This is a genomic window from Butyrivibrio sp. WCE2006 (assembly GCF_000701985.1).
Classification (GTDB): Bacteria; Bacillota; Clostridia; order Lachnospirales; family Lachnospiraceae; genus Butyrivibrio.
Map to the genome: position 1 here is coordinate 306,528 of NZ_JNKH01000001.1, position 21,081 is coordinate 327,608.

The 21,081-nt window shown below is 37.7% G+C and carries 23 protein-coding genes; 9 read left to right on the top strand and 14 right to left on the bottom strand.

Annotated elements, in window-relative coordinates:
- Positions 1-8: 8 nt before the first annotated feature.
- From lspA to T501_RS01325, 7 genes are all read left to right on the top strand, one after another.
- On the top strand, positions 9-548 hold the full coding sequence (gene lspA / locus T501_RS01295; protein ID WP_026509318.1) for a signal peptidase II: 540 nt from the start codon (positions 9-11) through the stop codon (positions 546-548).
- Positions 545-1,489, top strand: coding sequence for an RluA family pseudouridine synthase (locus tag T501_RS01300; RefSeq protein WP_044912783.1), 945 nt, complete (start codon positions 545-547; stop codon positions 1,487-1,489). Before lspA ends, T501_RS01300 begins: the two co-directional genes overlap by 4 nt.
- A gap of 82 nt (positions 1,490-1,571) precedes the next feature.
- The gene (locus T501_RS01305) at positions 1,572-2,198 is read left to right on the top strand and encodes a cytidylate kinase-like family protein (RefSeq protein ID WP_044912784.1); all 627 of its coding nucleotides are present in this window, start codon (positions 1,572-1,574) and stop codon (positions 2,196-2,198) included.
- 60 nt (positions 2,199-2,258) lie between these two features.
- Entirely contained in the window at positions 2,259-2,852 is a 594-nt protein-coding gene (gene yfbR, locus T501_RS01310; protein WP_044912785.1) for a 5'-deoxynucleotidase, read from the top strand.
- Between the two features lie 30 nt (positions 2,853-2,882).
- A complete protein-coding gene (locus tag T501_RS01315) occupies positions 2,883-5,345 on the top strand; it encodes an amidohydrolase family protein (RefSeq protein ID WP_044912786.1) in 2,463 nt (820 codons plus the stop codon).
- A gap of 92 nt (positions 5,346-5,437) precedes the next feature.
- Positions 5,438-7,156 (top strand): leucine-rich repeat domain-containing protein, encoded by a 1,719-nt coding sequence (locus tag T501_RS01320; RefSeq protein WP_044912787.1) that lies wholly within the window; start codon positions 5,438-5,440, stop codon positions 7,154-7,156.
- A gap of 155 nt (positions 7,157-7,311) precedes the next feature.
- Complete coding sequence (locus tag T501_RS01325; protein ID WP_044912788.1) at positions 7,312-7,833, top strand: cysteine hydrolase family protein; 522 nt, start codon at positions 7,312-7,314, stop codon at positions 7,831-7,833.
- Between the two features lie 135 nt (positions 7,834-7,968).
- Here T501_RS01325 and T501_RS01330 read toward each other — a convergent pair whose 3' ends face one another.
- From T501_RS01330 to T501_RS21170, 6 genes are all read right to left on the bottom strand, one after another.
- Entirely contained in the window at positions 7,969-10,434 is a 2,466-nt protein-coding gene (locus tag T501_RS01330) for an ATP-binding protein (RefSeq protein ID WP_050008050.1), read from the bottom strand.
- A gap of 277 nt (positions 10,435-10,711) precedes the next feature.
- Positions 10,712-11,581 (bottom strand): CPBP family intramembrane glutamic endopeptidase, encoded by an 870-nt coding sequence (locus tag T501_RS01335; RefSeq protein WP_044912789.1) that lies wholly within the window; start codon positions 11,579-11,581, stop codon positions 10,712-10,714.
- A 189-nt stretch (positions 11,582-11,770) separates the two neighbouring features.
- Positions 11,771-12,628, bottom strand: coding sequence for a CPBP family intramembrane glutamic endopeptidase (locus T501_RS01340; RefSeq protein ID WP_026509310.1), 858 nt, complete (start codon positions 12,626-12,628; stop codon positions 11,771-11,773).
- Positions 12,629-12,642: 14 nt separating this feature from the next.
- Entirely contained in the window at positions 12,643-13,707 is a 1,065-nt protein-coding gene (locus T501_RS01345) for a HAMP domain-containing sensor histidine kinase (RefSeq protein WP_026509309.1), read from the bottom strand.
- Complete coding sequence (locus T501_RS01350) at positions 13,704-14,396, bottom strand: response regulator transcription factor (protein WP_026492187.1); 693 nt, start codon at positions 14,394-14,396, stop codon at positions 13,704-13,706. Before T501_RS01350 ends, T501_RS01345 begins: the two co-directional genes overlap by 4 nt.
- Before the next feature lie 78 nt (positions 14,397-14,474).
- Positions 14,475-14,645 carry a hypothetical protein gene (locus T501_RS21170; protein WP_155831403.1) on the bottom strand — a complete coding sequence of 57 codons (171 nt, stop codon included), beginning with the start codon at positions 14,643-14,645 and terminating at the stop codon, positions 14,475-14,477.
- A 70-nt stretch (positions 14,646-14,715) separates the two neighbouring features.
- Between T501_RS21170 and T501_RS01355 the strand changes: the two genes are divergently transcribed.
- Positions 14,716-14,964, top strand: coding sequence for a BspA family leucine-rich repeat surface protein (locus T501_RS01355; protein ID WP_044912790.1), 249 nt, complete (start codon positions 14,716-14,718; stop codon positions 14,962-14,964).
- Positions 14,965-15,152: 188 nt separating this feature from the next.
- On the opposite strand, the gene T501_RS21175 is transcribed toward T501_RS01355, so the two are convergent.
- Both T501_RS21175 and T501_RS01360 read right to left on the bottom strand, forming a co-directional pair.
- Positions 15,153-15,311 carry a hypothetical protein gene (locus T501_RS21175; protein WP_022770065.1) on the bottom strand — a complete coding sequence of 53 codons (159 nt, stop codon included), beginning with the start codon at positions 15,309-15,311 and terminating at the stop codon, positions 15,153-15,155.
- A gap of 404 nt (positions 15,312-15,715) precedes the next feature.
- A complete protein-coding gene (locus T501_RS01360; protein WP_044912938.1) occupies positions 15,716-17,209 on the bottom strand; it encodes a radical SAM/SPASM domain-containing protein in 1,494 nt (497 codons plus the stop codon).
- A gap of 145 nt (positions 17,210-17,354) precedes the next feature.
- Here T501_RS01360 and T501_RS01365 point away from each other — a divergent pair, with 145 nt between their 5' ends.
- A complete protein-coding gene (locus T501_RS01365) occupies positions 17,355-17,903 on the top strand; it encodes a TetR/AcrR family transcriptional regulator (RefSeq protein WP_026509306.1) in 549 nt (182 codons plus the stop codon).
- A gap of 107 nt (positions 17,904-18,010) precedes the next feature.
- Here the strand turns inward: T501_RS01365 and T501_RS22355 are convergent, their stop codons facing one another.
- From T501_RS22355 to T501_RS01385, 6 genes are all read right to left on the bottom strand, one after another.
- The gene (locus tag T501_RS22355; RefSeq protein ID WP_442856329.1) at positions 18,011-18,139 is read right to left on the bottom strand and encodes a hypothetical protein; all 129 of its coding nucleotides are present in this window, start codon (positions 18,137-18,139) and stop codon (positions 18,011-18,013) included.
- Positions 18,123-18,287 carry a helix-turn-helix domain-containing protein gene (locus T501_RS20585; RefSeq protein ID WP_197027900.1) on the bottom strand — a complete coding sequence of 55 codons (165 nt, stop codon included), beginning with the start codon at positions 18,285-18,287 and terminating at the stop codon, positions 18,123-18,125. Before T501_RS20585 ends, T501_RS22355 begins: the two co-directional genes overlap by 17 nt.
- 290 nt (positions 18,288-18,577) lie before the next feature.
- Entirely contained in the window at positions 18,578-19,270 is a 693-nt protein-coding gene (locus tag T501_RS01370; RefSeq protein ID WP_044912791.1) for a TVP38/TMEM64 family protein, read from the bottom strand.
- Between the two features lie 36 nt (positions 19,271-19,306).
- Positions 19,307-20,023, bottom strand: a complete 717-nt coding sequence (locus T501_RS01375) for a GNAT family N-acetyltransferase (RefSeq protein ID WP_044912792.1) — start codon at positions 20,021-20,023, stop codon at positions 19,307-19,309.
- Positions 20,024-20,027: 4 nt separating this feature from the next.
- Positions 20,028-20,219, bottom strand: a complete 192-nt coding sequence (locus tag T501_RS01380; protein ID WP_026491476.1) for a hypothetical protein — start codon at positions 20,217-20,219, stop codon at positions 20,028-20,030.
- 33 nt (positions 20,220-20,252) lie between these two features.
- A complete protein-coding gene (locus T501_RS01385; protein ID WP_026509303.1) occupies positions 20,253-21,050 on the bottom strand; it encodes a putative ABC transporter permease in 798 nt (265 codons plus the stop codon).
- Between the last annotated feature and the right edge of the window lie 31 nt (positions 21,051-21,081).

Consider the following 21,081-nt stretch of genomic DNA (forward strand, 5'->3'; position numbering starts at 1 on the left):
GAGTTAATATGAACAATTTTACAAACAGGAAAAAGATTTTTCTTTTAGCTGATATTATATCAGTTGCAATACTTGTTATTTTAGATCAATTTACAAAACATCTTGCTGTCAAGTATCTGATGGATAAAGAATCAATCGTAATAATACCAAAAGTTCTGGAATTGACATTTTTGAAAAACAGAGGAGCTGCATTTGGAATATTACAGGATCAAAAAGTATTTTTTGTGATGATAGCAATAATGATCATGATTGTAATTGCTTATGTATTATTTCAGCTTCCTCTTGAAAAAAAATATAATATATTACAGATTATTCTTGTTATGATAGCAAGTGGAGCTGCCGGAAATATGATAGACAGGATAAGAAATGATTACGTAGTGGATTTTATTTCTTTTGTAATCATTAATTTTCCGATATTTAATGTGGCAGATATATATGTTACTGTTTCTACAATTCTTTTTATTATACTGTTCCTGTTTTATTATAAAGAAAAGGATTTTGATTTCTTAAGCTTTAAACAGCAGAAAAAGTATAGGGAGTTTAAATGAATAATTCATTTGAAGCAGAGAACAAATTTAATTACATAGCTTCTGATGATATGGAGGGAGAGAGAGTTGATAAAGTTATGAGCTCTCTCTCTGATTCTATGTCCAGAAGTTATATTCAAAAACTAATAAAGGATAAAAAAGTACTTCTAAACGGCAAACCTGTTAAGGCAAGTACTTCAGTATCGGAAGGGGATCTTTTGGAAATGGAAATTCCAAAGTCTGTCGTTCCTGATATTGAGCCTGAGGACATTCCTCTTGATATAATCTATGAAGACAGTGATGTTCTTGTTGTAAATAAACCTAAAGGCATGGTGGTCCATCCTGCTGCCGGTCATTATAACGGTACTCTTGTTAATGCACTTATGTATTATCTTGGTGATGATCTGTCAGGGATAAACGGAGTGATGAGACCCGGAATAGTTCATAGAATAGACAGGGATACTACCGGATCAATAATAATCTGTAAAAATGATATTGCCCACAGATGTATTGCTGATCAATTAAAAGAGCATAGCCTTAACAGAATTTATCATGCAATATGTTATGGAATTCTAAAGGATGATGAAGGGACAATTATTGGCAATATCGGAAGGAGTGCTACAGATAGAAAAAAGATGGCTGTTGTTCCTGATGGTCAGGGTAAAACAGCTGTTACACATTATAAAGTTCTGAAACGTTTTGAAAAAGATAAAATGACTTACATTGAATGTAAACTCGAAACAGGAAGAACACATCAGATCAGAGTGCATATGTCTCATATAGGGCATCCTCTTTTGGGAGATACGGTATATGGTCCTTCCATGAAAAGCAAATTCAAACTTGAAGGACAGTGTCTTCATGCCAAAGTTCTTGGATTTAAGCATCCGGTGACCGGTGAATATATCGAAACAGATGCGCCATTTCCTGAATATTTTCAGCATTTACTAAATGTTTTACAGTAAGTCAGTTTTTCTATCCTAATAGTTTGATTTGTGTTATAATTGTATTAAATTTATGAAATCTTTTATTATGGAGGTTTTATTTATGAATACAATCATTACAATAGGCAGACAATTTGGCTCTGGTGGACGTGAGATTGGAATGAAGGTTGCTGAACACTTTGGCATTAAGTTTTATGACAAGGAATTGCTTACAAGAGCTGCTTCAGAGAGCGGCTTCGCTAAGGAAATGATTCAGGATCATGACGAGCGTCCCACAACATCATTTCTCTACAACCTGGTTATGGATACGTATTCATTTGGATATAATTCCTCTAGCTTTGTAGATATGCCCATCAGTCACAAGATTTTCCTGGCTCAGTTTGATACTATCAAAAAGATCGCCGATGAAGGTCCCTGTGTAATCGTTGGTAGATGTGCTGATTATGCACTTGCCGATTACAAAAACGTGCTGAACATATTTATTCACGGTGATGAAGATGATAAGATTCAAAGAGTAATGGACAGATATCCGGATGTGACTACTAAAGATAAAGCTCTTGAAATGCTTATAAAAAAGGATAAACAGAGGCAGAGCTATTATAATTATTACTCATCTAAAAAATGGGGAAGATCTGATACCTATGATCTTACGATAAATAGTAGTGTGCTTGGCATTGATGGCACGGTGAAACTGATAACCCAATTTGTCGCAGATTTTGAAACAAAATAAAAATATAAATCAGAAAGGAATAAGGGGCAGACTTAGGGTTTGCTCCTTTTTTATACGAAAATGGCATACAATTTTTTTGCTACAATTTCCAGAATGAAATATATCGAGCGTTGGGCTCTTATGAGAAATTCAAGACCGGAAAACTTAAGTGAACATTCACTTGAAGTTTCAATGATAGCCCATGCGCTCTGTGTAATAGGAAACGTCAGATACAATAAGAACCTTAATGCTGAAAAGGCTGCTTTGATTGGCTTATATCATGATGCTTCTGAGATTATTACAGGGGACATGCCCACGCCTGTAAAATATTATAATGAAGAACTGAAAAATGCGTATAAACAGGTAGAGGCTATAGCAGATGTGCAACTGCTTCATAAGCTTCCGGATGATTTGAGGCCCGCTTTTGAAGACATATTCAAGGCACAGGATGGCGATGATGAAAAGTATATGCGAAAACTTGTTAAAGCAGCTGATAAACTGTCAGCTCTGATAAAGTGTATCGAAGAAAAGAATTCCGGAAACAGTGAATTTCGAACAGCTGAAAAAAGCACGATGCAATCATTGGAGAAGATGAAAAAAGAGTTACCTGAAGTCAATGACTTTATGGAAGATTTTCTTGAACCATATGGAAAAACTCTGGATGAGCTTTCCTGAATTATTTTGTTTTTATCGAAAGGAATTATTATGACTTTTTTTACATGCTTTTTCCTTGATGCAGAAAAAGATATCATTGTAAGTCTATATAAGGATTTGGATAAAATGTATTATATTTTATCTACTCCTAATCATCACACAGGCAATCTTATCAGGAATCTGTCTGCGCTTTGCAAGCTACCACTCACTCAAAATGAAAATGATATGCTTGAGATAAGAGGTGAGGTTCCCTGTTTTGTTGATGCCAATAACGTAGAATCTTATGTATTTAGTATTGGAGATGTTGAAATAGCCAGTATTTTCCAGGATGGCACAGTTGATGTAAAAGCAACTATACCTGCAATCGCGAAGACTTTAATGAGTCAGACAAAGGACTATCAACTGGATATTTCAAAGACTCTTTTTAAGACCTATGTCAGAAAAGAATTAAAATTCCGTGCGGATTTGCACACGCATATGAATGGTAATCTTCCAGGAGACGTTCTGATAGCGCTTGGAATATATCATCAGATAAGATACCCGTTATATTATGTTAAAAAGCTTGATTTAAAACTTACTGATGCGCAGTGGGATAAACTTAATGCTCAGAGGGAAAAAGTCGCAAGACAATTTGTAACATCAGGACTGCAGGGAAAATACCTTGATCGAAGAATAAATGATAACACTTTTATAAATTTTGCAGATCTTATTTTAAATAACCTTGATAATGCAGAGATGAATATTGTTAAGATTCGAGGCTCTCTTGCGGTGATTAAAGACGGGCAGGCTGTTTTCACTAATCTTGAAAAGGTATATCTGTACAGATATGTTTTCTGTAAGGCTAAAGAAAGTGAAGATAAGATTGTCTATAGTAATATGGATCAGATTCCTGATAAAGACGTAAGAGATGTTTTAAAACAGATGCAGAAGGACAAAGAAAATCCTGATTATTCTAAAAATACAGTATTTCAGGATAAGCTTTTATGGATCGCCAGAAATTATAAAAGACAAGGCGTCTGTTATGCTGAGATAAGTGATACCACACTTGTAAAAAAATATGAGTCAGTGGAGATGCTAAAGCAAGTACATGAGGTTATGCCTAAAATATATCAGGAAACAGGCGTAATGATCAGATTTCTTGCGGCAATGAGAAGAATTCCGCTCACTATTGTAAAAGATGCTGTTACCCCTTCTGATTATCTTGAGCAGAATCTTGAAGTGTTAAGAGCGACTTTCCTTGATCCCTACGTCGCAGGATGCGATTTCGTAGGTGAAGAGATAAATGACATTATCACACTAAAGCCTGTGTTTAAAGAGCTTGTAAAATTTGCTGCGATTGATCCCAGTTTTGTTATAAGAGTTCATGCAGGAGAGAATGATTCACTAAAGGATAACATCTCGCATAGTATACAGTGCGTAAAGGATTGTCTGCTTCCGGGACAGTCTATGCCCAGAATGAGGCTTGGACATGGACTTTATACATACAGTCCCAGATCAAATAAGGGTAAGGAAGTAATTGAGCAGCTTAAAGAAAACAATATAGTCTTGGAGTTCCAGCTTACAAGTAATGTAAGGTTAAATAATCTGAACTCATTAAAAGAACACCCTCTAAAGTATTATTTGAAGCAGGGAATTCGCTGTGTTCAGGGGACAGATGGAGCTGCGCTTTATGGCACAAGTTCCATTGATGAACAACTTTCTCTAAAGAAAATGCTGGAGCTTTCTGATGAAGATCTAAAGCTTATGAAGGATGCAGAAGCACAGATAATTGAGGAAGGGCAGACAGCATATTCCGATAAGAAGGCTGCTTTTATAGCCCTTCTAAAAAACAGAGACATGGAAGAAGTTCTTCTTGAAAAGATGAAGACTGTAAGGATATCAAAATCATCTTCAAAGAAGTATAAGCGTCTTGATGCGAATAAAGAGCTTAAAGATCAGATTTCAGAAATAACCTGGGATCGTTTTCCTATTGTTCTTTTAGGCGGCAGCTTTAATACAGAAAAAAGAGCTACCAGAATCACGCCTGATGGTCAAAAGGAACTCGATGAATTGATGGACTTTTTAAATCCTGAAGAAGTGTGTTTTGTTATAGGACATAAGCTCTCAGGCTATGAGAAATATCTGATTGATAATAATAAAAAGAATTTCAGAATATATGCGGTTGTTCCTACACTTATAACAAAGCAGGAGAGAGATAAACTAATTGAAGCAGGTGTCTATATAAGAGTTTCTCCGGAAGCTGAGGGAATGGGAATATATAAAAGCTTTAACTATGAGATATTTGAAAGAAGGCCGTCAATGGTAATTGCATTTGACGGAAACAGTTCAGCTGCAAATCTTATTCAGGAGGCAAAAAACGGTAAAGGCAAATCTGCGATTTTTATCTGGAGTCATTCCCAGACATTGAAGCAAAAGGCCAAATCCCTGCATGGATATGTAAACATTTTTGACACTGAAAATCCGATAGTTAAGAGAATTGTCGAATTACAAACGGAGTTAAGTAGAAAATCATAAAATATCTTAATTTTTTCTATTTTGTTGGACATTTGTTGGACAAATTATTATATAATAGTGTACGTAAAATAGTTTATCGAGGGAGGCTAACAATGGCTAAAAAAAGTTTTAATGTATTACAAAAAATGGGGACAGTTATTCTTGCTGCTGCACTCGCAGTAACAGTGGTACCAACAACATTTATCACTTCAGAGCCTATCGTTGCTAAAGCAGCAAATGCTTCAGCTATACGCGATAGTCTTAATGATGCTCAGAAGAAGATTTATGATGCTTACAACTATCTTGATTCTAAGATAATGGATCAGGGTGTTGCTATTTCAGCTGAGAACAAGGCACAGTTTAACGCATCAAATTTCTACACAATGTTTACAGGTGAAGCTGAAAAGAAGAAGTATTCAGCCGAGGATCTCAAATTTGCAAGACGCGCATATGTATATTCAAATCCTTTAAATATTGCCGGTGCTATGGCTGAGCTTAAACTTTTCTATGTTAAGGATAAGGATGAAAAGTATTCATGCTACGCATACCTTAAGAGAATCAGCGACAACAATTACACAGGTGAAGAGAAGGCATTAAAGAATGCTGTAAACAAAATCATGAGCAATATTGATGCTGATGATACAAATTTTGTAATTGAATATCAGTGCTTTAATATGGTTCTTGATAATGTAACAAATGTAAAGGTTGATATTGATAACAAAGATCTGAAGAACACAGCTTATGGTGCACTTATTCAGCACAGAGCTTCTTCTCAGGGATATGCACTTGCATTTGCAGCACTTCTTGACAATGCTGAGATTTCCAATGATATTCTTTTTAACGGAAACAAGTGCTGGAACCAGGTTAAAATCGGTTCAAAATGGTATGAGACTGACCTTGTAGCATGTGATAAGGCAAAGAAGGGTTATATCGATTACGAGAGATTCAACACATCTCAGGCTAAGATGAAATCTTATGGCTTAACACGTGTTAATTACTGCACAAAGCTTCGTGAGTCAAAGGGTACTCATAAGGAAACAAGTAACAGAATCCAGAAATATGATGAGTCACTTTTCAAGGATTCACATAACTTTGGTTTAGGTATACTCAATGCTGATAAAACAGTAACTCGTACTACAATGCTTAGCTCTGAAAAGACAGCAAATTTTGTTCCTACATTTAAAGATGCTTCACAGCTCTATGATTGCAGCCTGATTCTTAAGGCCGTTTCAATTACAACAAAACCTGAAGAAAGTGCATTTACATGGGTTAACTGGACTAAGGAGCATCCTTATATCGAGCTTACAAAGAACGGTGCAGGACAGAGCAGAATCCTTAATGTTACTATTGTTATTGATGATACTGCCAACACCACTGTAAGCTTTGCAGCTACAATAAATGATCTTGATGATACAACAGGCAAATTTGTTTATCAGGTAACTGGTGAAGATACAGTCGCTGTTTCAAAATATACTAAGAAAAATGTTAAGAGTATTACAATTCCTTCAACAGTTGTTGTTAACGGCAAGGATTACAAGGTAACAAAAATCAACAATAATGCATTCAAGAGCTGCAAAAAGCTTGAGACAGTAATGCTTGGTGCAAATATTACTGAGATCGGAAAAAATGCATTCTCCGGAAAGACAAAGCTTATCCGTGTTGAGACATTAGGCTATAATCTTACAAAGCTTGGTAAGGATGCATTTAAATCAGCAGATTCAAATACATTATTCTTACTTAAAGGAACAAGTCGCGGAGCATACAATAAGCTTGTTAAGAAGGTAAAGAAGGTAGGCGGTAAGAATTCTGTTTTCAAGTACAGAGCTTACTAATTAGATTCTGAATCTTAATAATTTGATTTTAGTAGAGGCCATATGAATAATATGGTCTCTATTTTTTTCTTTGTAGTCATGATATACTAATACTGTTTGAATACTAATACATTGGACGCAATGCATTGAAAATAAAAGTGGAGGAATTATTCGGTATGAGAAAGTTATTAGTTGTAATCGATATGCAGCACGATTTTATTGATGGATCTCTTGGGACTAAGGAAGCTGTAGCAATTGTTCCCAATGTCATTGAAAAGATCAAAAAATATGACATAAAAGATGTTTTTGCCACCAGAGATACACATCAGCCTAATTATATGCAGACTCAGGAAGGCAAAAATCTGCCTGTTGAGCATTGCATTATAAATACCCATGGCTGGAATATTGAAGAGAAAATTGCAGAACTTTTAAAGGATGCAACCATTATTGATAAGCCTACATTCGGATCAACAGAGATTGCATCAAGAATTAAAGAGATTGCAGATAAAGAAGAAATAGAGATTGAACTTGTGGGATTATGCACAGATATATGCGTGGTATCAAATGCACTTATATTGAAGGCATTTATGCCTGAAGTAAGGATCTCAATAGATCCGGATTGCTGTGCAGGCGTTACACCTGAAAAGCATCTGGCTGCAATTAAAACAATGGAGTCATGTCAGATTGCATTTTCTTGATTGAAATAATAAATATGCTTATTACTTCGTTAAAGAGGGATTTAACGAAGTAATGTTTGTCTAAGATCAAACTGCCCAAGCACGTAATTTATACGCTCCTTATATGGTCGGCCATACAGACCGACTTTTACTGAATTAAAGCTCTTCCAGAATCTTTTTATATTGGCGATATAAGCTCAGCATTTCATCATGATTTTCCTTTATGTAATCAAGGTCACCATTTAAGCCCGCTTCCTCGAGAAGTCTTGCTTTTTCCGAGAGATCCTTAGCACCGATCATTCTTGCAGAGCTTTTTAGCGCATGCACTTTTGTTGCATAATCCTCAATATTATTCGAGTTTAATAGTTGCTCTAGCTCGGCGGATTTTTTATCCACGTTGGCCCTGAAGAACCGCAGAGTATCCACAAACAGTGTTTCTGCACCTGCGTATTCAACTCCGGATTTGATACTTATATACCTGTCGTTTTGGAGCTCTTTTAGCTTCTTCATAGTGTCGGCACTTACAATGGACGGATTTTCATCGCTGTTATCTGCGCTACTTTCATCATCTTTTTGAACGGTATTATTCCTTTGGTCATTTTCGCTTTGGGTTATGCTCGCAGGGGAAATAATCCTATCAGGATGGATATATTTTTTTAGCATATCCTCAAGACGCTTTCCATTAACAGGTTTTTCCAGATAATCGTCAAAACCGGCATTAATAAACATCTCTCTTACTCCACTTACCACATTGGCAGTGAGAATTATGCAGACGCTATAATAATTTATTCCGTCAGCATCATATTTAATATGCTTAAGAAGCTCTACTCCATCCATCTTGGGCATGCGATAGTCTATCAGCAAAATATCATATTTTGTTTTGCTCAAAAGTCCCAACGCAATCTTCCCGCTAAGAGCAGTGTCCACCGTCATCCGTGTTTTCTCCAGAAGACCTGTAATTACCTTGAGGTTTAGCTCATTATCATCAACAGCAAGTATTTTTACGCCCGGAGCTACGAAGCTGGGACAGTAATTACCCTGGCCGGTTGCAACCTCCTCTGCAATTTTGTCATATTCGCCTATCTTACCCCAGTTGGCGACTTTCTGCCTTACAACAAAGGAAAACTCGCTACCTACACCATACTCACTTTTTACTTTAAGATTGCTTTCCATTGCATCGAGAATCTGTTTAACTATACTCATTCCAAGGCCTGTGCCCTCGATAGTTTTGTTTTTATCTTCATCAAGTCGTTCAAATGCTTTGAATAGCTTGTTAAGCTCTTCCTGCTTCATTCCGATGCCTGAATCCTTGACACTTATATATAAATCTATGCAATTAGATTCAATCTTTTTAAAGCTGATATTTAGTTCTACAAAGCCTGCCATGGTGTATTTCACACCATTTGTAAGCAGATTTATAAGAACTTGCTTGAGCCTTGTCTCATCACCTATAAGACCATCGGGAATATTGGCATCAACTACGGGATTATAGACAATTCCCTTACTCTTGGCACGTTCAACTATCATCATATTGACATCATTAAGCAGACTCGATAAATGATAGGGATCATTTCGGAGCTTCATTTTCCCGGCTTCCATCCTTGAGAAATCAAGGATGTCGTTGACAAGATAGAGAAGAGAATTGGCAGAGCTACAAATGTTGAAGGCATACTGCTTTATCTTCTTGTCGGCAGTCTCTCTCTGTACCAGTTCGCCCATACCCATAATGGCATTAATGGGCGTTCTGATTTCATGAGACATATTTGCAAGAAACAATGTTTTAGCTTTAGAAGCCTCTTCAGCGATTTCGTAGGCTTTTTTGAGTTTTATGTTCTCGAATAACCAGACACCACAAACTATAACAAATATAACCAGAATAAATCTGTACTCATACAGATAGTCGAAAAAACCATACCTGTACAGCTTTCTGGTGGTATAGTCCAGTATCACGGCTTGTCTTTGGCTATCGGTTAAATTTGCGATATCACTGTTTAGTTTTTCAATGATTTTCCGGCTCTCTGGAGTATCAACAGCACCTGCATAGAATTCCATGGAAATGACTGCTGAAGGGTGAATTGTCAAATCCGAATAAGATGGCTTCTGCAAAATGTAACTCCATACATAAGAATTATGCAAAAGCGCATCAACTTTACCGGCTTTAAGCATCTTCACACACTCAGGCACATTTTCGTACAGAGTAATGTCTATTCCGGGCAAAGTCTGTTTTAGTGATTCAGCAACACCCGCCTGAGATTTCAGCATTCCGACTTTTATGTTGTTAAAATTCGGAAGTGCCTGTTTGTTCACCGTAACAAGAGTCATCGGTGTCTCTACCAGAGAATCAGTTATGATAGTTTGCTGACCGCTTGCGCTGGTAATGGTACTCCCAAGAGGCATCACCAGATCATAATCTCTATTATCAAGAGCAGCCTTTAAATTCTCCTCTTTAATTGCCTTGAAGCGCATTTTATATCCTGCTGCTTCGCCAACTTCACTGAGCAGATCAACGCCTATGCCAACAATCTTATCTGTTTTGGAATCTACATAGATCATAGGGCAACGATCCACAGGAACGCCTACAGTTAATGTTTTTTTTGCAGCTGCAGCATAGTATGAAGACATAGCGATGCTGACATGCATTATGAATATACATATCAGCAGGATTAAGATTCGGTTTGAATTCCGCATATTCTTCAAAGCTATAACCCATCCTTTGTATTGGAATTAGTGCAAATACTGTGTGTATAGTACCTGCAAGTATATGTTACATCAAATTTATTTGGTGTATGTTAAATGACGATAAAAAATTTATGTAGAAAGGCTTAAACTTTTAGATATTTCGCGGAAATCTAAAAAAGGCCACCGACATTTCTGCCGGCAGCCTCGTACTTTTTATGAATTATGCAGCAACCTCTGTATTTTCGGCCTGCTTAGTCTCTATGGGCAGCTTCTTGTAAATAAATGCAGCAAGTGCCAGAAACACTACACACATAATAGCTGCTTCAATATTGCTAAGAGCTCTTCCCATAAGTGAAGGTAATGCAATAGCAACTGTATTATTGATAGCATGCATAATGATTGCAGGAACTACTGAATTATACTTATAAGCTACGAATGCAAGTGCCAGTCCCAAGGGCATTGCATATATGCTCTGAAGCGGGTTCATGTGCATAAGTCCAAACATCACTGCTGAGAGGATGACACAACCTACAATTTCAAAAGACTTCTTTGAGTTCTTAAGCATTACTGCTCTGAATGCCAGCTCCTCGGCGAAGGGAGCAAGCAGTGCTACTGTAAGTACAGCGATAACCTGATTTCCACCTGAGATAAGTCCCATAATCTGACCAAACAGCTCTTTGCTCCCGGGGATAAGGGCTGCAGTAACATTGGAAACTATTAATACAAATGCATAGAAACCAAGTGCAGCGCTGGCAAGGAATGCGATTGACTTTACATTTGCTATCTTCTTAAGACCTGATTCATAGGTTCCCTGCTTTTTATCTTTTCTTACAGATCCAAGGTAATACCAGAGACCGAATACCGCTATGCAGGCAATCTCTCCAACAAACTGTAATACAGTTAAGATTTCGGAAATGTAATCCATATATTCTGCCTGATCCTTAAAGGTTTCTCCTGTCTGAGCATAATGTATATAAGATGCTCCGACTGATCCTGCAGCTCCAATGACTCCCTGGATTCCCAAAAACAGGAGCACAATTCCCAGTGCTACGAATATTGCTTTTGCTTTACTTCCCTTTGTTGTTTTCATACTCATTCTCCTTTTTCTTATAAAATTATTGTTATCAATTTGAGGTTAAAAAAACTTCAATCCTACAGGCGATTCCGTATCATGTTTGCACGCTTTCCTTTGCCTGATGAAAACATGATAATTCGAAATCATTTCCGCAGATTGAAGTAAATCTTAACGTAACCTTATTTTTACATTATTTTCAAATCTTTATTCGTTCTGAGAGGGAATATCCTTTGTATCTTTATTTGAAAAGGGAATTTTCCTGTACATAAAAATTGAAAGTGCAAGGAAAATAACAACACAGCATGCACTTACAACAGGTGGAAGCCCCGGACTAAATATCTGATTCAGTAATATCGCTCCGATATTGTTTATTAGGATCACCAGCATGCCCGGTACGACTGAATTAAACTTGTAAGAAATAAACATCATAACAAGGCCAAATGGGATTCCGTAAATTATCTGCACCGGATTAAGCATCAATACGGCAAACAGTATGGCAGGTATAATTATGCATGCCGCCATCCCGAAGGAATTCTTGAATTTTTGCATTATAATACCCGGAAAGGCAAAGGCCGTTGCCATAGCTGATAATATAACCATTGATGTGATATTCATGGGAGTTACTTCCGAAACGTTTGACATTATGGTGGATAATAACTCACCGCTTTCAGGAGATATCATTATTATCAGATCAGCAATATGTCTGTCAAAAAGTCCTATTGCCAGTGATGAAAACACTATAAAAGCAATGACTTTTGCATCACACATTTTCTCATGCCAGGGCTCATAAGTTCCGGCAAGCTTGTCTTTTCTTACATATCCCAGGTAATACCAAATTCCAAACAATACTGTACAGATTAAATTCGAAATGAATAGCATAAGCGGTTGCATGGCATTAATACTATCGAGCAAAGCTTCCTTATCCATGTTGTCTACAGACATGGTCAGGGATACAACCAGACTGATAATGATTGATACCGCCAGTTGTATCAGCAGGTAAAGCAGTGTTATTGCTACTGCCTCCATTACTGTCTTAACCTTGTTTTCCTTTTTTGTTTCCATATTTTTTTACCTCTCTACATCCATTCCAAGGGTAAAGTAACTACAAAACTTTTGTAGCCATCATCCGAATTCTCATTATATTCGAGGCTTCCGCCATGAAGCTCGACAATTCTTTTTGCTACTGATAATCCAAGTCCGCTGCCACCGCTTTTCCCCTTCTTATAGGGTTCGAAAATGTGCTCCTTCAGGTCTTCCTCCAGAAACGGACCATCATCTGAAAAGCTGATAATTACGCCATTTTCCTCTTTTATTGATACCCTGAAGGTAGTATTTTCAGGGTTATGCCTTATGGCATTATTGATCAAATTAGTAAAAACACGCTTCATCTGCTCAGTGTCATATTTGCAGATGACTCTGTCCGGTATTTCAGGCTCAAGAATCATTTTCCTGTCCTCAAATCTGTAGAACATATCTGCAAGAATGCCACGAAGAAAACCCGCAATATTGCCTTCTTCCGGGAAAATCTTATAGTCTGTGCTTCCGTATTTTGCATACTCAAGCATGTCTTCTAGCTGAACATTGGCAGCTTTTATCTGTTGTTCGATTATAGTCAGATAGTGATTTCTGTCATCCTCAGAGATATCCTCCTCCTTGAGAAGTCTGGCATAGCCCATTACCATAGTCATGGGAGTCTTCAGATCGTGAGCAATCCCGGCGTATAACTGCCTGTTCTGTTCCTCATTCTGCTCTCTGATACTCTGAGCCTCTTTTAATTTCAAAACCATGTGGTTGAAGGCTTCTTCCATCTCTGCAAATTCAAAGCTGTCCTTTACTTCCATCTGCACATCAAGATTCCCAGAGCTTACCAGATTCATGTTATCTGCTATTTTTCTGGCAGGTTCCGAAATATTCTTTTCCAAAATATTGGACAGTCCCCAGAAAAGAAGGTAGGTCACAATCATGCTGGCCATGGTGATCTGAGTACCGAGATCTTTACTCATACCCTGACCGCCATATAAGCCGTCTATGACTCCCATCAGGAACTCCCTGATTTTATCTATAAATAGGATAAGTAAAAAAACATATGCCAGAATAATTATCAGGAATGTTTGGAGTTTTCTTTTATATTTAAGTCTCATTTTTCTTCCATCCGATATCCCAGCCCTCTGATGGTGTGGATATAATCATTTTCTCCGTCAGAGATTTTCGATCTCAGCTTACTTATGGCAACCATAATGCTGTTATCGTCCGGGAATTTGTCGCTTTCCCATGCTGCCTCATATATTTGATCCTTAGTGAGGACCTGTCCGATATTACTCATGAAAAATTCGGTCATTCTGTATTCCAGAGCCGTAAGCTCAACGGACTCATCATTTTTATAAAGGCGCTTCAATGATGGCTTGAGCTTTAGCGCCCCGCAAATGAGCTCCTTCCCTTCCTCCTGACGGTCATAACCGTAGCATCTGCGAAGGGTTGATAACACTCTTGCAGCGACCTCCATGGGATCGAAGGGCTTTACGATATAATCATCCGCACCAAGATTAAGTCCCTTTATCCTGTCCAATACATCACCCTTTGCGGTCAGGAAAAGCACCGGTACATTGCTCTGCTTCCTTATCTTTTCAACCAGCTCATACCCGTCCATGACAGGCATCATTATATCTGTGATGACCAGATCAAACTGTTCGGAATTGAACAGTTCATAGGCTTTGCTACCATCATATTCTTCCTTTACCGTCATTCCATGCATCTCAAGACATACTTTTAAAAGTCCTGCTATTTGAGGCTCGTCGTCAACGACCAGCACTTTGTACTTTTTATCCGCCATATATACTCCCTCTAACCCACTTTTTCATTTTTATAATTTATAATACCCCTCAGTCATTTCTGTACATTTAAGTGAATCTTAACGTAACCTTAACCAATCTTTGCTCTTCTCTATATCTGCATAAAAATATCCGGCCTTTACATTTACTTCTATTCCGCTTCCGGTCCAGAACAATGCCGTACAATCATCTAATGAAGAACATCTTCCCCATATACGCTTATTTTCTATTTCTGATAATTTATATTCCATTTTCCATATCCTCCAAAAAACACCAGTTACTTCAAAATTGTAATTCTTAGTACCATATATAGCAAGAAGTATGCGCAAAATATCACGTTTATATATATCAAAAAACAATTCCAATGTTGAAAATATGTATCGAATGTTTTCATATTCATTAGCCCTTAATAGCATCAATATCAGCAGCTTTAATACTTCAAAGGTAACCAATGTCCAGGAAATGTTTGACAGCTGCACAAGTCTGGAACACCTTGACCTTCGAATTTTTGATCTTACAAATGTTCCTGCAGAAAAAGCAGGCAGTTTTCTTGAAAATGCAAGAATCTGAAGTACGTGGACGGCCCCGCTAAAACAAACCGCAAATTTCCATAAAAGGATTAGTCCTGCATAAAAAATAGCAATAAAAGGGAGCTGGAAAAATGTTTGATTATCCTAAAAAACTCCCGACCAGATGTCGAGAGTTTATGGTATATCCAACTATAAGAACCAGTTAGGCAAGTTGATTTTCTAAGAAAGTTATGAGCGCCTTTTATCTTCAGGAACCCATGTATGCCATGCTGGTGCTTTAGGCATCTCCTCCCCTGTGATCAGGGACTTGATCACACGTCTGTGGATGAAAAGACATCCACCAAAGAGTATTGCTACTACTGCCAATATTACATTTCCTGACTTCATCTTAAATCTCCTGCTGTTTATTTGTTCAATTGTTTTTCAATGCTTCACACTAAGGTATCCGGCTTCTCTGAAGGTATAAACCTTTCAGCTATATTTCCATCTTTATCAATTTAAACAATTAGATACAATATGATAGTATCACATTCAATTCTGAATTCAAGATATCTTTTTATTAATTCTTTGTTTATATTTACAAAGCATTAAGCTGCTTTTTACGGTAAATTTTCAGGGTAAACGCACACTTTTTAATAAATAAATTTTATCGAACTAAATGCACACAAAGCCAGAGTTTTTCAGCACTCTGGCTTTTTTTTTATGCCCTTAACTTCACTGATTCAGGTGAATAATAGCTTCTGACAAATCCAGAGTATTAAGCCGTATTTTGGAAAAACGCATATCTATAATCATGCATGTTTTTTGAAATCTTTGGCAAGGTCTGGTTTCTTCTCTTCAAATCTCATAAGATTATCATTTCCTATCCTATTAGCCGGTGCATAATTTTCATACTTCTTTTTTTGATGTGGCTGCGATTTCCAAATCTCATCGGCAACAGGGGCCCACTTGAGAGCATAGTCATCACACTTTGCACATAAATGCTCTACACTCTCCTCCGATTCTTCATTTGTGCCATGTGCTTTTGATCTTTCCACCATCTCCCTTAGAAGTTTTGGATTTTCGAGCATCGGACACGGTCTTAAGTGATTTTTATTAAAGGGCTGTCCCTTATGATATTCCATGAAAAGCGGACTCTTTAGCATTTCCAAAATAGAATTGTCATGTATATTAGTGTTTGAAAAATGGATGAAAACGCAAGGTTCTGCATCTCCGCTTGAGTTAATATGGAAATAATTCCTTCCACCTGCAATACATCCACCTACAGCTTCTCCGTCATTCTGAAAATCCATCGGAAAGAAGCCTGTATCACATTCGTTTGAGCGAATCCATCTGATACGTTCTATCATCAGCTTTCTCTGCTCTACGGTAGGCATCAGCTCCGGTACCGCATTATTTCCAACCGGCATATAGTGGAAGAAAAAGCCAAATCTCGCGCCTTTTTCTGCAATATACTTTATAAATTCAGGATTTGTCACGGCTTCAATATTATTTCTTGTATAGCAAATAGATGTACCAAAGAGAATCCCGTATTTTTTGAAAAGAGACATTGCATTCATCACTGCATCATAATGACCGATTCCTCTTCTTGCATCATTAGTTTCAGGTGTCCCCTCTATGGAAAGCATGAATGTAATATTTCCCAGCCGTACAACCTCTTTACAAAAATCATCATCCACAAGAGTTGAATTACTATATATTCCGAACTGCACATCATTATGCTTTTCTGCAAGCTTAAGTATATCTGCCTTCCTGACAAGGGGCTCTCCACCTGTCATCATATAGAGATACACGCCCAGCTCTTTTCCCTGAGTTACTATCTTATCCATATCGGCAAAAGACAAATTGTTCTTTGGTCCATAAGTGCCTGACCAGCATCCTTTACAGTGCATATTGCAGGCAGAAGTAGGATCAAAAAGTATAAGCCATGGTATGTTACAGCCGTATTTTTCCCTGTTCTTCCGTATAGTCTTTGTTCCCCTGAAGAAAGCCTCGTACCCCAGATTGAGCATGGTCATTTTGGCTATATGCGGATCAGTTTCATCCACTACTCTGTTTATAAAGTTTACCCAGCGGTTATCCGGATCCTTAAATGCACGTCTAACAGCTTCCAGTTTTTCAGGATCAGCAGCCTTCTTTCCCCAAAAGCGTTCTGCTTCATCAACGAGCTTTAAGTATGTTTTGGTGCGGTCATCAGTCTTATCAAGATGGCCAAGGAATTTGTCTATCAGGATACTAAAAGCTTGTCTTTGCGCTGCATGTGAAATATTTGTAAATGTGTTCATATCGTCTCCCAGTATTTTTATGTATATTGACAAAACATCTGTCTGATAATACATTTATATCATCTATACAAATGTCAAACAATATGTTGTGCGTATTTGATACACAATTTTACAAAATGTAGTGACAATACAAATGGAGGCCAAAATGTCCACAGAGCTTGAAAAAAGAAATATACGAAGAATGTCAAATAAGGAGTCCAATAGAATTACTAAAGAATGCATCTGTGATGCGATGATCGGATTGATGAAAGAGCATCCGTACAAAGATATAAATATGACCATGATAATAAAAAAATCAGGAGCTTCAAGAGCTTCTGTCTACAGAAATTATCCTTCAAAAGAGGCTATCATTCAGGACATTACAAAAAACATAACTGACGAGCTCAGCGCTTCTTTGACAGGACTGTTGCAGAAAAGTAACACGTATGAGTGGTTTTTAAAGGTGTTTTCAAGGCTGCACTCCGATAAAGACATGTGTGTACTTATCCGTAATTCAAATATCTCTTTTACGGATATGTTCTATAATGCCTTATGTATTGCCTCAGACAGCGAATACGCTTCCCAACATGAATATATTGCCAGAGGTATTGCTGCCGGCTTATGGGAAGTGTCGCTGACATGGATAAAAAACGGTATGAAAGAATCTCCTGAATATATGGCAAGGGTATGCTCAGAAACCTTAAGATTGGAATGAAAATTACTTAACGAAACATCCAAAAGTTTTATTCAAGAGACAAAATCTGAAAAGCTTGCCCCATCCGGAAACAAATCCTGATTCATATCATCACGTCACCCTTCATACTATACTGACACGGCATTTCGTCCAAGGATATTGGGTTCGTCTATAAAAAAAGCAATGATTGTATCCCCAAAGTACTCTGAAAGCTCAGCATAGTATTTCTCATGAGTAAGTTCAATAAACTTTTGCACCTTCATAACGTTTTCTTTTAAATACACGATGCTTTTCAATTTCTCTGATTACAGTTGAATGGGATTTTCCTATCTTTCTAGATATCAGATTAGGATTAAGATTATTATCAAGACCTTCCTGAATATAAACACGATCATCTAATGTCATATGAGACATTTTTTCACCTGTCTTTCATATAATGTGTTGATCATCATATGAACACAAGAGACCCATATTCGAAATACGTCTTGATATATAGAAAAAAAGAATTCTCAGACTAAACGCAACACCTATAGAATAGTGTGCTTTTAATCTGAGAAATATGCGTCTAACTAAATAATTTACAAAGCTGCTTTTCACATCCTTTTTTCGTGATTTCTCCTTGCTTTTCCGAATACATCCATTGGTTTGTCTGCCTGAAAAGACAGATGGAGATCTCCAAGTGCATATAGTGCCATTTATTCACCACTATTAACAGTTTTTTTCTTAATAAGCATAGCAACAGCCAGGTAAACAACTACTGCAATGATCGCGCCCGCAGCAATATAGCTGTATTGGTTCTCTAGCATCTTTTCAGCTCCGAATGTATAGATAAAGATATGCGGAAACCTTGCAACAAAAGTGATCAGGATCCATTGGATCACATTTTCTTTTGAATAAAAGCCAAGCCATGCATAAGTATCTTTTGGCAATGGTAAAAGCATGAACAGAACATGTACCAATACCGGATTTTTATTTAGAACAAGATTTTCAACCTGTTCCAATTTACTTTTGGGAAAAAGCAGAAGCAAAAAATCTCTTCCATATTTCTTTCCCAAGAGGAATGCAGTTGTGTTTGCCATAGTTGCAAATATATCACAAATGATTGCTCCCTTAATGCCTCCAAATGCAGCGCCAGCAGCAAGATAAAACGGAAGTCCTGGTATGCAGTTTGAGAGTGTCTGTAAAAAAACAAAAAAGCCAAACACTAATAGTCCAAAGATGCCTCTGCTTTTAACATATTCTTGAAATCCATCTGCATCATCAACAAAAGCAATCATAGGTTTTCCAATTAAAAAGTAAATACCAAGCAGGAAAAAAGCAACAAAACATACAATCAGGATTCTCCGCTTATTATTCTTTTGAGATTTGTTTGTGGACTCTAATTGCATCGCATGTCCTCTCCAAAATGACAGTATATGTAAAAATCATTCGAGCCTATCTGTTACAAGTTCTGCCCAGGCCGGCACAAACCCTGAACCGATAGCAACCTTCTGGGAAGCGATATGTCCCATGGAAGTACCGTAATATGGAAGCCTTCCCTTACCAAGGATCTCATTTTTAAGAAGTGAAACCAGCATCTTTCCAATGCCCTTTCGTCTTCCGTTTGGCTCCACATTTATGCCGATCTGCCACATCATAGGACTGTCCATGCTTGCTCCTGCCATGCCAAGGATTTCATCATCTTTTATGGCTGCGACACCTACCATATCAGGTGCAGTTTTGCAGAAGGTATAAGCTTCGCAGAACCTGTTATCTCCCCTAAACTGCTCGATTTCCTTGCCCCGATACCACTTAATATCATATCCGGAAGTGTCTACATCAGATTTTTCCTCAGATATATAAAACGGATGGGCCATGCCTATCTGGTATCCATCCAGATGCAGTCTGTCGTTCAGCTTTCGAAGGTTTTTTGCTTCCATAAACCACTCAGAACCATAACTTTCATAGTTTTCCTGACACCAGGCAATAATATCTTCTCTGCCGGTAAACAGGAGCTTTCCGTTAACACATACAAGCTTAAGGTAGCATTCTTCTTTTTCCTGGTATCTGCGCCTGCCATCTACAGGGCTATACTTATCAATTACATCTTCCCGAGAGCAACAGTAATCACGGGATAGCTGTTCACAAAGTATATCGTTCATAGTCCTACTCCATCTCTCCGGTTTCTTTACTGATCCTTATTGTGCTGTCTCCCATAAGCGGCATGATATCCCCGTCTTCTCTGACAAGACCAAGTCCGAAACACCAATACTCCGGATCCTCAAATGAGTTTACAATAACAAGATTATCTGCCAGCTTTTGTTTTAATATTTCTCTGGCTTGTTTCTGATCTATCACGCTAAAACCTCTTCTTTACTTTAAGCTCATTTTTCATTTTCTACTATGATCGCGATGGTCACGGAGGGCAGTCTTAAGACTGTCAAGAACAAGCTCCCTTCCACGATTATGCTCGCTGCTACTATTAAGCAATGGTGTAAAACTTTTAATATTATCTACAATCCTCTTTTGATTGACATTACTTCTTTCTATAAAAGCTCTGCTCCTCTCAATTCTGTTTTTGATATTTTCTGGAATCTCTGCGACTTTATCGTATCTTGCCTGGGCTTTTTCGTTAAATTCGGCGTGGATTTTTTCAACTTCCTCAAGCAGCTGTGAAAGGCTGACTTCTGTCATAGCAAAATCTGCACCGAACAGGATTGCGAAGCATAGGGCAAGAAGCTCATAGATTAGTGGTGGGATAAGCCCTCTTGCAAATGCTATCAGCGGAAGCAGATACTTTATGATAAGAACACCGGCTATCCCAAATGTGCAGCTTACAGGGACGCATATCCTCCCCTGTATATTGAGCGGCATTTTACTGTAATCCCACCATCTGGCATGGAATCTTTTTTCTAGAACCCATGAGGTACCAAATTCTGCTATGGCGCTTCCTATATAACATAGGATAAACAATATCCATACAGGAAAATCAGGATCTGAAAGCCTTGGAAAAATAACAAGAACTAATGATGCGCCCACTACACATGAGCCATATATGGGACAGATGGGGCCGAAAAGAAAGCCTCTGTCGGCCCATTTCTTTTCTTTTACAGTGCAGTATATGGATTCCCACACCCAACCCAGAAAGCTGTACAGAATAAATTCGACAAAGTACTGAGAAACAATCATAACTAACCTACAATATCTGCTTTCCTTTAAA

Bases quoted from the DNA above. Each gene is read 5' to 3' on its own strand.
- T501_RS01365 (WP_026509306.1), top strand. From the start codon at position 17,355: ATGTCCACAGAGCTTGAAAAAAGAAATATACGAAGAATGTCAAATAAG.
- T501_RS01315 (WP_044912786.1), top strand. From the start codon at position 2,883: ATGACTTTTTTTACATGCTTTTTCCTTGATGCAGAAAAAGATATCATT.
- T501_RS01305 (WP_044912784.1), top strand. From the start codon at position 1,572: ATGAATACAATCATTACAATAGGCAGACAATTTGGCTCTGGTGGACGT.
- yfbR (WP_044912785.1), top strand. From the start codon at position 2,259: ATGGCATACAATTTTTTTGCTACAATTTCCAGAATGAAATATATCGAG.
- T501_RS01300 (WP_044912783.1), top strand. From the start codon at position 545: ATGAATAATTCATTTGAAGCAGAGAACAAATTTAATTACATAGCTTCT.
- T501_RS21175 (WP_022770065.1), bottom strand. From the start codon at position 15,311: ATGAAGTCAGGAAATGTAATATTGGCAGTAGTAGCAATACTCTTTGGT.
- T501_RS20585 (WP_197027900.1), bottom strand. From the start codon at position 18,287: ATGACATTAGATGATCGTGTTTATATTCAGGAAGGTCTTGATAATAAT.
- T501_RS01345 (WP_026509309.1), bottom strand. From the start codon at position 13,707: ATGAGACTTAAATATAAAAGAAAACTCCAAACATTCCTGATAATTATT.
- T501_RS21170 (WP_155831403.1), bottom strand. From the start codon at position 14,645: ATGGAATATAAATTATCAGAAATAGAAAATAAGCGTATATGGGGAAGA.
- T501_RS01340 (WP_026509310.1), bottom strand. From the start codon at position 12,628: ATGGAAACAAAAAAGGAAAACAAGGTTAAGACAGTAATGGAGGCAGTA.
- T501_RS01335 (WP_044912789.1), bottom strand. From the start codon at position 11,581: ATGAAAACAACAAAGGGAAGTAAAGCAAAAGCAATATTCGTAGCACTG.
- T501_RS01330 (WP_050008050.1), bottom strand. From the start codon at position 10,434: ATGTCTTCATACTATGCTGCAGCTGCAAAAAAAACATTAACTGTAGGC.
- T501_RS01360 (WP_044912938.1), bottom strand. From the start codon at position 17,209: ATGAACACATTTACAAATATTTCACATGCAGCGCAAAGACAAGCTTTT.
- T501_RS01370 (WP_044912791.1), bottom strand. From the start codon at position 19,270: ATGCAATTAGAGTCCACAAACAAATCTCAAAAGAATAATAAGCGGAGA.
- T501_RS01385 (WP_026509303.1), bottom strand. From the start codon at position 21,050: ATGATTGTTTCTCAGTACTTTGTCGAATTTATTCTGTACAGCTTTCTG.
- T501_RS01350 (WP_026492187.1), bottom strand. From the start codon at position 14,396: ATGGCGGATAAAAAGTACAAAGTGCTGGTCGTTGACGACGAGCCTCAA.
- T501_RS01320 (WP_044912787.1), top strand. From the start codon at position 5,438: ATGGCTAAAAAAAGTTTTAATGTATTACAAAAAATGGGGACAGTTATT.
- T501_RS01375 (WP_044912792.1), bottom strand. From the start codon at position 20,023: ATGAACGATATACTTTGTGAACAGCTATCCCGTGATTACTGTTGCTCT.
- T501_RS01325 (WP_044912788.1), top strand. From the start codon at position 7,312: ATGAGAAAGTTATTAGTTGTAATCGATATGCAGCACGATTTTATTGAT.
- lspA (WP_026509318.1), top strand. From the start codon at position 9: ATGAACAATTTTACAAACAGGAAAAAGATTTTTCTTTTAGCTGATATT.
- T501_RS01355 (WP_044912790.1), top strand. From the start codon at position 14,716: ATGCGCAAAATATCACGTTTATATATATCAAAAAACAATTCCAATGTT.